Annotated in this window: 16 protein-coding genes; all 16 read right to left on the bottom strand. The window is 40.2% G+C overall.

Annotation, left to right across the window (positions count from 1 at the left end; translation table 11 throughout):
- Positions 1–2 precede the first annotated feature (2 nt).
- A complete protein-coding gene (gene hisC, locus QUF94_RS10705; protein WP_289315832.1) occupies positions 3–1115 on the bottom strand; it encodes a histidinol-phosphate transaminase in 1113 nt (370 codons plus the stop codon).
- Positions 1116–1196: 81 nt separating this feature from the next.
- Entirely contained in the window at positions 1197–1565 is a 369-nt protein-coding gene (gene aroH / locus QUF94_RS10700; protein ID WP_095389661.1) for a chorismate mutase, read from the bottom strand.
- Between the two features lie 24 nt (positions 1566–1589).
- Positions 1590–2669 (bottom strand): 3-dehydroquinate synthase, encoded by a 1080-nt coding sequence (aroB, locus tag QUF94_RS10695; protein WP_289315831.1) that lies wholly within the window; start codon positions 2667–2669, stop codon positions 1590–1592.
- Between the two features lie 3 nt (positions 2670–2672).
- Positions 2673–3845, bottom strand: coding sequence for a chorismate synthase (gene aroC / locus QUF94_RS10690; RefSeq protein ID WP_289315830.1), 1173 nt, complete (start codon positions 3843–3845; stop codon positions 2673–2675).
- Between the two features lie 249 nt (positions 3846–4094).
- The gene (locus QUF94_RS10685; RefSeq protein ID WP_289315829.1) at positions 4095–4868 is read right to left on the bottom strand and encodes a CheR family methyltransferase; all 774 of its coding nucleotides are present in this window, start codon (positions 4866–4868) and stop codon (positions 4095–4097) included.
- 161 nt (positions 4869–5029) lie between these two features.
- Positions 5030–5476, bottom strand: coding sequence for a nucleoside-diphosphate kinase (gene ndk, locus QUF94_RS10680; protein WP_034308008.1), 447 nt, complete (start codon positions 5474–5476; stop codon positions 5030–5032).
- Between the two features lie 96 nt (positions 5477–5572).
- Positions 5573–6535: a heptaprenyl diphosphate synthase component II gene (hepT, locus tag QUF94_RS10675; protein ID WP_289315828.1), complete on the bottom strand. Its 963-nt coding sequence runs from the start codon at positions 6533–6535 to the stop codon at positions 5573–5575.
- Positions 6536–6569: 34 nt separating this feature from the next.
- On the bottom strand, positions 6570–7280 hold the full coding sequence (locus QUF94_RS10670; RefSeq protein ID WP_289315827.1) for a demethylmenaquinone methyltransferase: 711 nt from the start codon (positions 7278–7280) through the stop codon (positions 6570–6572).
- A 3-nt stretch (positions 7281–7283) separates the two neighbouring features.
- On the bottom strand, positions 7284–8114 hold the full coding sequence (locus QUF94_RS10665; RefSeq protein WP_289315826.1) for a heptaprenyl diphosphate synthase component 1: 831 nt from the start codon (positions 8112–8114) through the stop codon (positions 7284–7286).
- A 247-nt stretch (positions 8115–8361) separates the two neighbouring features.
- Positions 8362–8610, bottom strand: coding sequence for a trp RNA-binding attenuation protein MtrB (gene mtrB, locus QUF94_RS10660; RefSeq protein WP_283897147.1), 249 nt, complete (start codon positions 8608–8610; stop codon positions 8362–8364).
- A 21-nt stretch (positions 8611–8631) separates the two neighbouring features.
- Positions 8632–9198, bottom strand: coding sequence for a GTP cyclohydrolase I FolE (gene folE, locus QUF94_RS10655; RefSeq protein ID WP_285766234.1), 567 nt, complete (start codon positions 9196–9198; stop codon positions 8632–8634).
- Between the two features lie 301 nt (positions 9199–9499).
- Positions 9500–9772 carry an HU family DNA-binding protein gene (locus QUF94_RS10650; protein ID WP_034308023.1) on the bottom strand — a complete coding sequence of 91 codons (273 nt, stop codon included), beginning with the start codon at positions 9770–9772 and terminating at the stop codon, positions 9500–9502.
- A 504-nt stretch (positions 9773–10276) separates the two neighbouring features.
- Entirely contained in the window at positions 10277–11755 is a 1479-nt protein-coding gene (spoIVA, locus tag QUF94_RS10645) for a stage IV sporulation protein A (protein ID WP_289315825.1), read from the bottom strand.
- Between the two features lie 231 nt (positions 11756–11986).
- Positions 11987–12712 (bottom strand): hypothetical protein, encoded by a 726-nt coding sequence (locus QUF94_RS10640; protein ID WP_289315824.1) that lies wholly within the window; start codon positions 12710–12712, stop codon positions 11987–11989.
- Positions 12713–12725: 13 nt separating this feature from the next.
- Positions 12726–12923: a DUF2768 domain-containing protein gene (locus QUF94_RS10635; RefSeq protein WP_284470311.1), complete on the bottom strand. Its 198-nt coding sequence runs from the start codon at positions 12921–12923 to the stop codon at positions 12726–12728.
- Positions 12924–13146: 223 nt separating this feature from the next.
- Positions 13147–14520 carry a putrescine aminotransferase gene (locus QUF94_RS10630; RefSeq protein ID WP_289315823.1) on the bottom strand — a complete coding sequence of 458 codons (1374 nt, stop codon included), beginning with the start codon at positions 14518–14520 and terminating at the stop codon, positions 13147–13149.
- Between the last annotated feature and the right edge of the window lie 138 nt (positions 14521–14658).

Below are 14658 nucleotides of genomic sequence, written 5' to 3'. Positions count from 1 at the left end.
CCTTATAGCAGCGAATCAGAAGGTGCCTCAACTTCATTCAAGAAAGTTTTAATAGCGTTAATCATTCCTTCATTTTCTTCAGTAGAACCAATCGTTACCCTTAGGCTATTAGGAAAACCGAAAGATTTCCCCGACCTTGCAATGTATCCGCGCTCAAGCAAATATTGAAACACCATGTCGGCATCCTGTTTAAAATGGATAAAGATAAAATTACCTTGTGACGGGTAATAAGCTAAATTTTCTTTACTGCAAAATTCATAGTACCGCTTGAGCCCCTTCTGATTTTCTTCCTTGCATTTTTCAATGAAAGCTTGATCTTCCAAAGCAACTATAGCAATATTCTGTGCGAATGTGTTGACATTGAATGGTTCCCGGGATGGATCCAGTTTCTGAATGATATCCTCATCAGCTAATCCGTACCCTACCCTAAAACTGGCTAGACCATAAATTTTTGAAAATGTACGAAGTATGATCAAGTTTTTAAATTTATTAATCCATTGATTCGTTCTCGGGTAATCCTCAGCCGTTGCATATTCACAATAAGCTTCATCCAGAACGATAAGAACATCTTCCGGAACTTTTTCGATGAACGATAATAAGTCCTGTTCCGAGATGTATTTACCTGTAGGGTTATTTGGTGTACAAAGCCAGACAACCGCGGTTTTTTCATCTATAACTTTTAGCATTCCTTCTAGATCATGAGCTCCGTCAATATGAGGAACTTCCCTGATTTCCGCACCTTCAAGCGTGGCATTATGGCGATACTGCGAAAAAGTGCCTGTTGCCATGACCGTATTCTTCCCGGCTCCCAATATGCTTCTGGATATGATTTGAATGTTCTCATCAGATCCATTCCCAAAGATAAGCTGAGTTTCTTTCACACCTGTATGTTTTGCAACAGCTTCCCTAAGCATCGTTGCATATCCATCCGGATAGATGGCAAAAGAATGGGTTGAATTCCTAACGGACTCCTTGACCTTTTCCGAACAGCCAAAAGGATTTTCATTTGAAGCTAATTTCGTGATTTTTTCCAACCCGTATAATTTTTTCACTTCATCAGTGGATTTTCCCGGTTGATAAGACTTCAAGGAAAGGACCGCTTCATTCCATTTCATGTCAATCACCTCTATATTTTTATCACTTTAAAGTAAGAAAGTGTGAGAATAGTATATCATATTCATAGTTTTAAAATCATCTTATATCTGCTTTGTCAAATCTGGCCGTAATACCGTAGCTCCTGCCTGATATACATGCTGTATCTCTTTTTGAGATTTCGTCGTATTTACGTGGATCATGACCCGGATGCAAAATGGCAAGGAATTGCTCACCGGTATTTCTTTCATGCATGTAACCGGTACATAAGTCCAGCCTTCGAATTTCCTCAAGGCTTTGGCAGGGAAGACAGAACGAATCTCTTCCGTAGCAGAAAAAAATACAGAAGCCACCATATCGGGATCAATCTCGTTGACCTGAATGATCTCTGCCATCAACTTTTCGACAGCTGAAATCACTTCCATTTCTGTGTCTCTTTCTACTGTGGTGGCACCCCTTATTCCTCTTATCACACATAGTCCCCCTTCTTCTGAACTCTATATCATATCCGCCATTTCCTCTATCAGATCAGAGTCGTCTATATCCATTAGTTGCGGTGACCCCACTTCGTTTAGCAGGACAAAGGTAGCTGCATCATTGACTGATTTTTTGTCCGTTTTCATTAATTCCAGTAGCATTGCATGTTCAAGTCGGGTTGGAATGGTCATTTGATAACCTAAAGAAGAAACCCAATTAATAAACTCATCCAGTTTAAAATCGAGACCCACTTTCTTTTTGCTTAATTTAAGCGCATATACCATCCCGATTAAAATGGATTCCCCATGCGTAAAGTTTCCATATCCCATTGAACCTTCCACTGCATGCCCAAGCGTATGACCAAAATTCAAAAAGGCACGAATGCCGGTTTCCTTCTCATCCTCTTCGACAATTTTAGCTTTGATGCCGATCCCTTTTGTAATCATTGTTAGGAATTGCTCATCCGTAATATCATTCAAATCCACAATATTCGACTTTAACCATTGATAAAACTCATTATCGGCTATCAAGGAATGTTTAATGACTTCGGCAAAACCTGACCTTAATTCTTTAAGCGGCAGGGTTTTTAAGAATTCAAGATCATATATGACCGCTTCAGGCTGGTGAAAGGCCCCAATCATATTTTTTCCTAGTGGATGATTGATGGCAACCTTGCCGCCCACTGCACTATCGTGGGCGAGCAAAGTCGTCGGAACCTGTATGAATGGAATCCCTCTCATAAATGTAGCCGCAACAAATCCAGCCAAGTCACCGACCGCACCACCACCAAGGGCGATAATCAATGACTTGCGATTAAGCTGTTGGGATAAGCAATAGCTTTGGCATTCATAAAACACATCGAAAGTTTTAGCATGCTCCCCCTCTGGCACAACATGATGCAGGACAGGTTTCCCCGTCTTGACAAGGGCGTTTTTCACAGTTTGCAAATGAAGTTCCGCCACTTTCTCATCAGTTATAATCAGAATCTTGTTTAGATGATTTAATTCATGTGTTATTAATTCGGGCAATTCATTAATCGCCTTCTTGCCAATTAAAACCGGATATTGCTTGGAAGCCGTTTTTATTTGGATGGATTCCATGATTTAAAACTCCTTTACTTCTTCCCGATAAGATCTAATGTATTCAGCTAATTGCTCATAACGATCTGAAGGGAATTGATCAACGATGGCAGCCGCCAGTTCCCACGCAACTACTGCCTCGGCAACTACTGCCGCTGCAGGAACTGCACAACTATCGGAACGTTCTACACTTGCTTCGAACACTTCCTTCGTGTCAATATCAACACTTTTCAAAGGTTTATATAAAGTAGGGATTGGCTTCATTACACCGCGCACAACTATCGGCATTCCCGTTGTCATACCGCCTTCAAAACCGCCGAGGCGATTGGTTTTCCGGTAATAACCCTGTTCTTCATCCCATGCGATTTCATCATGGACATCACTGCCGAATAGATGGGCCGCTTCGAATCCAAGACCTATTTCCACACCTTTAAATGCATTGATGCTCATTATCGCTGCTGCAAGTTTTGCATCAAGCTTACGGTCATAATGCACATAACTCCCTACACCCACCGGCATTCCTTCTACAATGACTTCAACGATGCCTCCGATGGAATCTCCTTTTTGTTTCGCTTCATCAATTGCATCTTTCATTTGTTGCTCTACGTTTTTGTCAAAACATCTTACAGAAGATTCTTCTGTCACCTGTTGCAACTGCTGAATCGTTTCGTATTTTGGGGGTTCTGCCTTCACTCCACCAATTTCCAAAACATGCGATGCCACTTCTATCCCCAATAGAGACAATAGCTTTTTAGCGACAGCCCCAGCTGCCACCCTTACAGTCGTTTCACGGGCTGAAGACCGTTCCAAAACATTTCTCAGATCACGGTGACCGTATTTAATCCCACCGTTCAAATCGGCATGACCAGGGCGAGGGCGGGTGATTTTACGTTTGATTTCTTCAGCCTCTTCCTCTGAAAGCCCTTCACTTCCCATGATCTTTGTCCAATGCTTCCAGTCGTCGTTCTCAACCACCAAAGCCACCGGTGAACCTAGTGTGTAGCCATGTCTGATTCCCGAAGATATGAAAACCTGATCTTTCTCGATTTGCATCCTTCTTCCACGCCCATGCCCTTTTTGCCGGCGTCCTAATTCTTGATTAATATCCTCATTCGTTATCGGCATTCCTGCCGGTAATCCCTCAATTATAGTAGTCAGTTGCGGACCATGTGATTCTCCCGCTGTTAAATATCTCATCTTCCAGCCCCCTTTTAGCACTTTAAAGTGTATATGTATCAATATACCACAATTTTATGAAATGTGGGTATATGTAAAACGTAAAAACCATATTGTTTGAATTTAATCACTTTTCTTTCTATTTTACAAGTACTTAAACATTTTCGATATAGTTTAATCTTTCAAATTGAAGTTCTACTGGATTGGCTATTACACGACAACGAAAAGGGACTGAATGCTCATGTGCAGAATCAGTCCCTTTCAAGGTATTTACTTTTTCTTATAAAAAAATGTGTCGATCGTTTCAAATTGATATTTTCCTGGGGTGAATATTTGCTCGGTACTTCCTACAAAAAAAACCCCGCCGCTTTTTAGTGATGCACTGAATTTTTCATATAATAAACTTTTGGCTTCTTCAGTGAAATAAATTAAAACATTGCGGCAAACGATTAAATCGAATCCCTGTTCGAACCGATCTGCGAGAAGGTTTTGCTTTTTAAATGTCACTCTCTTTTTGATTTCATCATCGACACGATAAAAATCCGCTTCTTTTTTAAAGTATTTCCTTTTTATTTCTTGAGGTACTTCATTTAAGGATCGGTCAGGATAAATTCCCAATTTCGCACGCGCCAATACATTTTCATCCAGATCCGTCGCCAATATCTCTATCTGGCTAAGTGGAACGAGATTGGATAATATCATTGCAATCGTATATGGTTCCTCACCAGTAGAACAGGCGGCACTCCAAATTTTCAACTTTTTTTTGCTTCCTAATAACCCAGGAAGGATTTTTCGCTCCAACACTTCCCATCTTTTCGCATTTCTATAAAATTCTGAAACATTGATTGTCATTCTATCCAAAAACTCATTTAATACTCCCGGACTTGTTTGAATGTCTTTATAGTATTCACGAAATGAATGATATCCTCTTTTTTCATATAGAGAAGTTAGTCGCCTTTTCATTTGCCCTTCCTTATATAATGCCAAATCAATCCCTGTCAACATTTTGATATTACGAATAAACTCTTCATATTCTTGAGGCATTCCTACGACTCCCCTGCACATAATTATTTTAAGTAGTTCTACCCTTTATATATCGGAAAATGCCATATTTTCTTTAAATTAAATAAGCTCAAAACAAAAAAAAACGGGTTCCATCTCATAATGACGATGGAACCCGCTTTTTTTATGTGTGTTCGTATTAATTAATAAACCCACTCGTTTACAAGTTTTGAATACTCAACAAGTTCTTCTTCTTTGAAGAATAAACCGATTTCACGTACAGCGCTTTCAGCTGAATCAGATCCGTGAATGATGTTTTTTCCAACAGTTACGGCAAAATCACCACGAATTGTTGCTGCAGCTGCATCTTTAGGGTTAGTAGCACCCATCATTTGACGTGCAGTAGCGATTACATTTTCACCTTCCCAAACCATTGCGAAGACAGGACCTGAAGTAATGAAGTCCACTAATTCGCCAAAGAAAGGACGTTCTTTGTGTTCGCCGTAATGTTGCTCAGCCAATTCCTGAGAGATGACCATTAATTTTGCTCCTGCAAGAAGGAAGCCTTTCTTTTCAAAACGGGAAACGATTTCACCGATTAAATTACGTTGTACGCCGTCAGGTTTAACCATTAAAAATGTTCTTTCCATGAATGTCACTCCTAATATGTATCATTGTTATTTGCCTATATAAGGCAATCCTTTTAGAATATTACCATTGTTTGATGAGTTTCGCAACTCCCAGTATTAAAACTTTCTTTTTCCGATATTTTTCGCGATATCGGATAAAGTTTTTCTGGCTTTAATTGCAGGAAGACCTTTCAACTCAGTAAAAGCCTTTTCTAAATACATATCACTGATCCTCGCAGCCTGTTCAATGGCACCGGAAGATTTTATCTCATTGATTATGTGGGACATTTCGTCTTTTGGCGTATCTTCCCGAACTGTTTCGATAAGCTTTTTCAACTTTGGATCTTCCATTGCAATCAAAACTGGTAAAGTGATATTTCCTTGAATCAAATCACTTCCGGCTGGTTTACCAAGCTCTTCTTCCGAAGCTGTAAAATCCAATATATCATCGGTGATTTGATAAGACATACCGACATAATATCCGAATTTAAATAGCTTTTGGTGAATTTTCTCTTCAACACCGGCTGAAATGGCTCCCAACTGGCAGCTGGATGCAATGAGTAATGCCGTTTTTCGTTTGATCCTTCTGAAATATATCCGCCAATTCTGTTCGAAATTGTATTTATCTTTTATTTGTTCAATTTCCCCAAGGCATAGTTCAACCATAGTATCAGCGAGAATTTGATGCGCAAGGGGCGACTCGATCACCGCCATCATTTCCAGTGCACGAGCAAAAATGAAGTCGCCTGTGTACATGGCGACGCGATTATCCCATTTTGACTTAATGGTGGCAGATCCCCTGCGTAAATCTGCATCATCTACAACATCATCATGTACAAGGGAAGCTGTATGGATCAGTTCCAATGTCGCTGCGACATGCTTTACGACATGTATATCATAATCGCCAAACTTCGCACCCAAAAGGACGAATACCGGACGGATCCGCTTTCCACCGGATTGCAGTAAATGCAGGGAAGCCTCCCTTAAAACAGTGGAATCCGCTTCAATTGCGGCTTCCAGTTCTTTTTCTATTAATTGCAAATCTGCATTCAAAAACGAATACATCATTTTAAATTTCATACATTCCACCCAGCTTTGTCCATTCCTATTATGCTTATTTTGAAGGCTTGTACCCGAAATGTGTTGCTGCAACACCGCCGAAATGGGCCTTGTAACTGACATTATCCATTCCTGCCTGCTTGAACATGCTTTCAAGCTTTTTCATGCCTGGGAAATCTCGAGCTGATTCCTGCAACCATGAATATTCGCTATAACTTTTTGCGAATAATTTGCCGAACATGGGCATGATGAAACGGAAATAAAAGTAATAGCCCTGTTTAAAGCCAAGCATCGTTGGCTGTGAAGTGTCCAGGCAAACGACCATTCCACCTGGCTTGGCTACCCGGTTTAACTCTTTAAGCACTTGCATGTAATCAGGGACATTCCGCAGCCCGAAACCAATCGTGACATAATCAAAGCTATTATCCTCAAAAGGAAGTTCCATTGCATTCCCATGCATTAGGGAAACTTGATCTAAATTGAGTTCATTCACCTTTTGTTCGCCGATTTTCAGCATGTTCTTACTAAAATCGAGACCAACAACCTTTCCTTCCGGTCCTACTTCGTTAGCAAGGGCAATGGTCCAGTCCGCTGTTCCACAGCATACATCAAGTGCATGGGCGCCTTTTGGGACATTCATGATGGCCATTGTAGCCTTCCGCCATTTAAGATGCTGTTTAAAGCTGATGAGGGAATTCATCTTGTCATAGTTTCCGTAGATCTTTTCGAAGACATGATGAACTTTTTGCTCTTTAGACTGCTCCATGACTCACCCTTCTTTCACATATGAATTTGCTATACTCTCTGTTTGTTCCAAGATGACTTTCACTCTATCAAGAAGTTCATCATCAAACTTTGCCAGTTTCCGCATCGAGCACTGTACAGATTGCCTGGCATCCCTCAGGCACTTATCGAATTGGGCCCGTACCTGTTCTTCTTTTTCCGAAATGAGTACGTCCCCAATAATCGAGTCATCAAAAGGCATTGCCCTTAGGACATCAAAAACTATAGATTGACCCGTTTTCAGATAACTCCGCTTCTCGGCATGCAGCCTTTTCAAAAGCAGCAGATCTTCCGATATGTCTATCCAGGCAGGCTCATTATAGTAATCCGCCAGTTTATGGATCAGCGAAGCCTCGATCGCTTTTATCGTCATTAAAAGCGTTGGTACATCATTAATGGACCCTTGTTGATAAAGAATGATTTTATTATCATTTATTTTTTTTATTGCGCTTGAAAGTATACGGATCATTTCAACATTACCTACACTGGCAAGCCCTTGATAGTATAAGCCACTATAGTAATCTCCAGCAAGCACTTGTAATTGGCGATTTTTCAATACCTCAGGCAACTCGATTCCATCACCCGAATTCGAGACGATTTCATGGGTATCCAGAGCTATTTGCACTAACATGGTTGATATGATGTATTGATTCCGTTTTTCGTTTAAAACGTCCAAATCGTTAAACAATCCCCAAAGCAATATCAGTTTATCTTCGTCCAAGCTTGGCTTTTGTATATGCTTCAATAAATATGGATGTTGAGCTTTCGTTTCTATTAATCGTTTTAATTGCCTTATGTCGTCCGTTATGTTTAACAATTGAGATCACCCTTGCATCCCCGAAAGATAATTTTTTTCATACATATTGGTTTCTGTCTGTGTAAAATACACATTATTATACCATAAAAACAATCAGATGAAATGGACAACGTTTATAAAATGAAACTTCCAAAAATAAGGAAACCTTCATCATTTGCTCTTCAAGAAAATGGATGCGGGAAATTTACGGCTTGTTAAACGCGATATCAGATGATTGATTTATATTTAACCAATTAAATTGGAGCTATCATTTGTCAAGTGAATTCTTTTTAGAATCACTTTCTATCTCCCCGAATGGAGTATAAACTTTTGCATGGCCCCTGATTTTAATCGCCGAGGTATGCTCTGTGAATTGTGCGATCATCACCTCTCCTGAGTCAAGTTTTTCGGAGTGATGAAACTTGGTGTCCGTACCTCTTGTTAACCCGATGACATTCACACTATCCTCAATGGCTTTGATTACGACAAAATCATTCAGAATCTTTTTTTCATTCATTTTTTTCCTGCCCCCATGTCCTTAGTCTTTTATGAATGCCAGCACTTCCGCTCTAGTGCGGTGATCCTTCGCAAACGTTCCCCTTACAGCTGAAGTCACTGTTTTAGATCCGGGTTTTTTTACACCTCGCATGGTCATGCACATATGTTCAGCCTCCACTACAACCATTACACCATGAGGCTCAAGCTTTTCCATTATCGAGTCAGCAACTGTCGAAGTTATCCGCTCTTGAAGTTGCGGACGCTTCGATACAGCCTCAACCGCCCGTGCCAATTTACTTAACCCCGTTACTTTTCCGTTTTTCGGGATATATGCTACATGGGCTTTTCCGTAAAAAGGGACTAAATGATGTTCACAGACTGAGTAAAACGGAATATCCTTTACAAGTACCAGTTCTTCATGGTCCTCTCCAAAAACAGTATCGAAATACTCTTTTGGATCCTGATTAAGTCCAGAAAAAATTTCTTCATACATTCTGGCTACACGGCCAGGAGTATCCAGCAATCCTTCCCTCGTTGGGTCTTCCCCTACAGCCTCAAGAAGCATTTTAACCGCTTCTTCTATTTTGGCATGATCAACATTAGCCATTTATAGTACCTCCTAAAAAATCATTAATATTATGTATTCAGAATAAAATTCAAGGCATTACACCCTGACATCCATATTTCCTATTATCAAGGCCACCCATTCCCACTTGCAATGACGCTCTTGAAAGGCAGTTTCCTCGGAATCGGCTTTTTTGTCATGGCTTTTGACGGATTTGCCATTTACAGCGTTTCTGAAATATTCACTGTCTTTTATATTATCACAGATAGAAATTAAGAAGCAAAAAAAGGGCCGCGTTTTCACGCGGCCCTTTTCGGTTAAGCACCCGTATGTAATGGTAGAATTACTTCACTGCATCTTTCAGTGCTTTACCAGGTTTGAAAGCTGGCACTTTGCTAGCTGCAATTTCAATTTCGTCACCAGTTTGTGGGTTACGGCCTTTACGAGCCGCACGTTCACGAACTTCAAAGTTACCAAAACCAATCAATTGGACTTTATCACCGTTTTTTAGAGCTTCTAAGATTGTATCAAAAACAGCATCAACAGCTTTTGTAGCGTCTTTCTTAGAAATTTCAGTTGCTGTAACAACTTCATTAATCAATTCTGTTTTGTTCATGCCATTCACCTCCTCCCAAAAGGATTCTTTATAAAAAATCATTATTACAACACTATAATAGTGATTTGATATTAGTTTCGGTCCAAAAAAATTCATTCCATGGAAATCAAGGATTACCAAGCCGAATTAATTTCCAAATAATGCATCCGAAAATTTGAAAATAGGTTGAAATCGCTGTTATAACGCGTTTTCTGTATGTAGATTATCACAAATCCTATTGGCTTAGCAAGGGAATTCAAAAAATAATGGGAATCTTTTCATTAATAATTGTATATATTATAAATTTTGTCTTTCGCTATTCATCATTTCCCTTTTTTATAGAAATTAAACTTATTATATTACTGAAAATCGCTTAACCACAGGGTTTTTTCAAGATTATACTAAAAAATAACAGGTTTTCTCAAATATTAGCCTTCATAAAGGGGTATTTTTCTTGGGATACTTTCGTCCATTGAATGCAAAAAGACCAATCCATTGAAGGAATTGGTCCAGCTTTAAAACGTTTTATAAGATGATGGCAATCAATCCCCCACTGCCCTCATTAATAATTCTCTCGAGTGTCTCTTTCAATTTATAGCGCGCATTGTCTGGCATCATCGCTAATTTCACCTGTATGCCTTCCCTTACATAGGAACTTAGGCTCCTGCCAAAAATATCAGAGTTCCAAATGGAAAGTGGATTGTCTTCGAAATCCTGCATCAGATACCGGACCAATTCTTCACTTTGCTTTTCCGTCCCGATGATTGGCGAGAATTCGGATTCGACATCGACCTTGATCATGTGGATGGAAGGAGCAACAGCTTTTAGCCTTACACCGAACCTGGCTCCCTGACGGATGATTTCCGGTTCATCAAGACTCATATCGTTAAGGGAAGGTGCTGCGACACCATATCCGGTTTGTTTGACCATTCTCAGTGCATCTGCCACCTGATCATATTCTGCTTTGGCATAAGCAAAGTCCTGCATCAAAGATAACAGATGATCCTTGCCCCGAATCTCCACACCGACTATTTCCTTCAGAATATCATCATAGAGTTCATCAGGGGCGTACAGGTCGATTTCCGCAACACCCTGCCCCATCTCAATGCCTGCAAGCGCGGCACGGTCAATGAACTCGAATTCATTAAAATGACCGACAACACGATCTACGTCCCTCAGGCGTTTAATGTCCTTAACGGTCTCTTTAACCGCTTCCTGGTAACTTTCCCTTAACCAATGATCTTCTCGCAGAACCATTACCCAGCTTGGGAGATTCACATTGACTTCGAGAACCGGGAATTCGTAAAGGGCCTCACGGAGTACGCTGTAAACATCCGATTCCCGCATTCCTTCGACACTCATGGCCAATACAGGGATATCATACTTTTCCTGCAAGGATTCCTTCAATGCTACCGTATTTGGGTGGTGAGGCTGAACGGAATTGACAATCATGATAAATGGCTTGCCAACCTCCTTCAATTCTTCAACAACCCTTTCCTCGGCCTCTAAATAATCACTACGAGGAATTTCCCCTATTGACCCATCCGTCGTAACGACTACACCTAATGTTGAATGATCCTGAATTACTTTGCGAGTACCTATTTCAGCCGCTTCATTGAACGGAATCGGCTCTTCATACCAAGGCGTGTGAATCATGCGGGGACCATTCTCATCTTCATACCCTTTAGCCCCTGGTATTGTATAACCGACACAATCGACTAAACGAATGTTAACTTCGAGCCCTTCAGCTACCTGAATCGATGCTGCCTGATTGGGTACGAATTTTGGTTCTGTCGTCATGATAGTCTTTCCAGCAGCACTTTGAGGCAATTCATCTTGTGCCCTTGCACGGTCGGCCTCTGAAGGGATATTCGGAATAACGACTAACTCCATGAATTTTTTAATAAATGTGGATTTCCCAGTCCTGACGGCACCGACCACCCCCAAATAAATATCGCCACCGGTCCGTTCAGCTATATCTTTAAAAATATCTACCTTTTCCAAGGTATCCCCTCCCGAATTAGAGTTTTGGGATTTCGTTTATCCATTTGCTTTTATTTAGGACACTATATATCTATGATGTTGTCCTAAAAATTTATTCCAATTATTTCCCTGGTTCATTCCCTTCCTCCACCAGAAATTTTATATAAGGGTTGTTATTTTAAAAGTAAGATGAAATAAAGATAAAGAAATAACCCTTCCCCTACAATATATTTTGTAGAAGAAGGGTTATGCCTATTTTGCAAGAAATATTGGATTATTTGTTTTTTCATCAATTGTATATGGCAATGAATAGGCTGGTACGAACTCCGAACTCTGCACTAGCAGGTCCCGGATATCCTCACCTGGCTTGACTTCCCCATCATGCTTCTTTAATGCCTCAAGTAAATCCGGGGTATAGTCAACAAAAATATCACCTTGGCCATCGACTACAAGATATAAGTCTTTTTGTGAAAATGGACTCGTGACCGTAGGAGCTTCCTTCAGGCCCATTTTTTCATAATCGAGCGTAAAGACATTATCGGATAACCTTTCCTTAAATGGCGGGTATCCATTGCTTTGCTGATAAGCAGTCAATCTCAAGGAAACATCCTGAATCTTCTGTGCCATTCTGACATCCAACAGCTTTACAGTCGGATCCTTTTCGGCATTAACGAGGATGTATTGAAAGACGCCTCCTGATTCAAAGGCATTGTCCGGCGGTTCAGCCATGTACCTCGGCGAGATCTTAGAAAACTTTATGACATATTTTTGATAAATCGGTGTCTCTGCATCTTTTGTAACGATGGGAAGTATGCCGCCTTCGTCTTTCTGAAATTGATCGACTGCACTTTGGACGGATTGTATTTGCTCTTTATAAGGCAGTTGGTTTTGCATTTTTTGCTTCTCCGGATATAAACAGCCAGATAATGATACGGAGATGCATAATAAACATAATATTTTGAAAAAATTCTTCATCATTTCTCCTCACCTATCAAGTGGTTGGCCCGCTAAGAACAACGATAAGGATGATCAAGCCGGCTAGAATCATAAGTATGTATGCAATAATTGCTGTCAAGCCTCTCCAAAAACCTTTTAATTTATAACGGCTTAAGTAGATTAGAAATATAGAGATAACCATAAAGCCCATAGCTATAAAGGATATCCACATTTTTTGCAGAGCAGGTGTCATATCTTCATCACTCCTTTTTCCAGAAATTATTATAACATACCAAATTACGTTAAAGGAATTAAATCATTGTCCAAACTGTGTAATTCTCGTTTTCATGACTAATTTTAGCAAAAAAATTTCTGAGGTGCAGTTAAATAACGAGAAATATGTAATGAATTTTCCATACTTTCTCCCTCCAATCAACAAAAAAACAGCCCAAAGGCTGTTTTTCTGCTTATTCAAATTAAGATTGAAGCGTCGGCAAGACCTCTTTAAACGCTTTTATGACTGTATCCACTTCATCCAAATGAATAGTCAATGACGGCTCAATCCTGATTGTTTTGGAGTTTATAAGCGTACCTGCCACCAAGATGCCTTTATCAAAGAGGGCTTTTGAAAATTCATAACCCACTTCGTCTTTATGGAACTCGATACCAATCATCAATCCTTGGCCGCGAATCTCCAATACTTTATCTTTGTGCTCGTTAGCCACTTCCTTTAACCCATTTAGGAAGTATTCTCCAACTTCTGCAGCACGCTGAGGTAATTTTTCTTCCAAAAGGACGTCGATCGTAGCGATGGCAGCAGCACACGCGAGTGGATTCCCTCCAAATGTCGTAGTGTGCATGAATGGATTATCGAACCAGCTTTTAAACACTTTTTCGTTGGCTACCACAGCCCCTGCAGGCATTACTCCGCCGCCAAATGCTTTCGCTAAACAAATAATATCCGGAACAACATCATAAAGCTCAGAAGCGAACATTTTACCTGTACGTCCCATTCCTGTTTGAACTTCATCCAATATCAATAACGCATCATATTCATCACATAATGCCCGAACCTGCTTTAAATAATCTTGCGGTGGGAGGATGACCCCTCCTTCACCCTGGATAGGCTCCAACAGCACAGCAGCAACATCTTCACCGACCAACGCACAGCTTTCAAACGTTTTTCTCATCATATCCACATCTCCGAAAGGTACATGACGCACACCAGGAATCAGTGGAATGAACGGTTTACGGAACATGCCCTTTGCCGTTGCCGATAGGGAACCAAGACTTTTACCATGGAATGATTTTGTCGTGGAAATAATCGTGTATTTATCACTATACATTTTAGCGAGCTTAAGTGCAGCCTCCACGCTCTCCGTACCGCTGTTCGTAAAGAATGAGTATTTTAAATCCCCTGGCGTGATATCGGCTAGGATTTTTGCAAGCATTGCACGCAATGGATCAAGTAAGTCCTGGCTATGAAGTGCTTGTCTTTGCAATTGATCGGTTACGGCCTTAACGACTTTAGGGTTACGATGCCCAACATTATAAATACCAAAGCCACCTAAACAATCAATATATTTTTTTCCATTAACATCCGTAAAACAGGAATCTTGATCAGACCACTCCACCGCAGCGAATTGTGTGTCTTTAGTGACCGTCTTCCGATATTCCAAGAACCCTGGGTTTACATGGTTCCGGAAATTCTCGACCGTTTCTTTTGTTATCCACTGCGCATCTTCTTTTGAAATTTCCTTTTGTTCGATTAATTGAAGCACTTTTTTAATATAATCCTGGGTTGCTGTTTGGTTGACTTGAGTATTTTTATTTTCTACGTTAATTGACATTTTAAAATCTCCTTTTTTATAACTTTAGTGGATTTGTAATGAAGAACGCCTCTGATGAAACTTTAATGATTACCTCCCTTTTTTCTTATACTTACTAATCAAGCAAGAACCGTGCCAATATAATTTCCCAATAAAATC

Origin of the sequence: Peribacillus sp. NJ4 (assembly GCF_030348345.1) — a bacterium.
GTDB lineage: Bacteria > Bacillota > Bacilli > Bacillales > DSM-1321 > Peribacillus.
This window is presented reverse-complemented; position numbering and strand designations above follow the sequence as displayed.

Coding starts and splice junctions, on each gene's coding strand:
- hisC (WP_289315832.1), bottom strand. CDS start 1,115: ATGAAATGGAATGAAGCGGTCCTTTCCTTGAAGTCTTATCAACCGGGA.
- aroB (WP_289315831.1), bottom strand. CDS start 2,669: ATGGAATCCATCCAAATAAAAACGGCTTCCAAGCAATATCCGGTTTTA.
- aroC (WP_289315830.1), bottom strand. CDS start 3,845: ATGAGATATTTAACAGCGGGAGAATCACATGGTCCGCAACTGACTACT.
- QUF94_RS10685 (WP_289315829.1), bottom strand. CDS start 4,868: ATGCCTCAAGAATATGAAGAGTTTATTCGTAATATCAAAATGTTGACA.
- ndk (WP_034308008.1), bottom strand. CDS start 5,476: ATGGAAAGAACATTTTTAATGGTTAAACCTGACGGCGTACAACGTAAT.
- hepT (WP_289315828.1), bottom strand. CDS start 6,535: ATGAAATTTAAAATGATGTATTCGTTTTTGAATGCAGATTTGCAATTA.
- QUF94_RS10670 (WP_289315827.1), bottom strand. CDS start 7,280: ATGGAGCAGTCTAAAGAGCAAAAAGTTCATCATGTCTTCGAAAAGATC.
- mtrB (WP_283897147.1), bottom strand. CDS start 8,610: ATGAATGAAAAAAAGATTCTGAATGATTTTGTCGTAATCAAAGCCATT.
- folE (WP_285766234.1), bottom strand. CDS start 9,198: ATGGCTAATGTTGATCATGCCAAAATAGAAGAAGCGGTTAAAATGCTT.
- QUF94_RS10650 (WP_034308023.1), bottom strand. CDS start 9,772: ATGAACAAAACAGAATTGATTAATGAAGTTGTTACAGCAACTGAAATT.
- QUF94_RS10640 (WP_289315824.1), bottom strand. CDS start 12,712: ATGATGAAGAATTTTTTCAAAATATTATGTTTATTATGCATCTCCGTA.
- QUF94_RS10635 (WP_284470311.1), bottom strand. CDS start 12,923: ATGACACCTGCTCTGCAAAAAATGTGGATATCCTTTATAGCTATGGGC.
- QUF94_RS10630 (WP_289315823.1), bottom strand. CDS start 14,520: ATGTCAATTAACGTAGAAAATAAAAATACTCAAGTCAACCAAACAGCA.